Raw genomic sequence first — 416 nt, 5'->3', positions numbered from 1 at the left:
CGCTGAACCCGCGCATGACGGCAGGCGAGATCGTGGGCGAGCCTCTGCTGGTCCACGGCGTCGCCAGTCGCAAGGAACGCGAGGAGCAGGTCTCGGCGCTGTTCGCCCGCGTCGGCCTCAGGCCGGCGCAGATGAGCAACTACCCGCACCAGTTCTCGGGCGGCCAGCGCCAGCGCATCGGCATCGCCCGCGCCCTGGCGCTCGGCCCCAAGCTGATCGTTGGCGACGAGCCCGTCTCGGCGCTCGACGTGTCGATCCAGGCGCAGGTCATCAACCTGCTGCAGGACCTGCAGCGCGAGCGCCAGCTTTCCTATCTCTTCATCTCGCACAATCTCGCGGTGGTGGAACACATCAGCCACCAGATCGCCGTGATGTATCTCGGCCGCATCGTCGAATACGCCGACACGCGCTCGATC

At 67.3% G+C, this 416-nt stretch carries 1 protein-coding gene; it reads left to right on the top strand.

Annotation, left to right across the window (positions count from 1 at the left end; genetic code table 11):
- A partial coding sequence (locus D3I60_RS01365) for an ATP-binding cassette domain-containing protein (protein WP_262774311.1) occupies nt 1-416 on the top strand: 416 nt, incomplete at both ends.

The sequence above is a fragment of the Brevibacterium permense genome, assembly GCF_025506275.1.
Lineage (GTDB): Bacteria > Actinomycetota > Actinomycetes > Actinomycetales > Brevibacteriaceae > Brevibacterium > Brevibacterium permense_A.
This window is presented reverse-complemented; position numbering and strand designations above follow the sequence as displayed.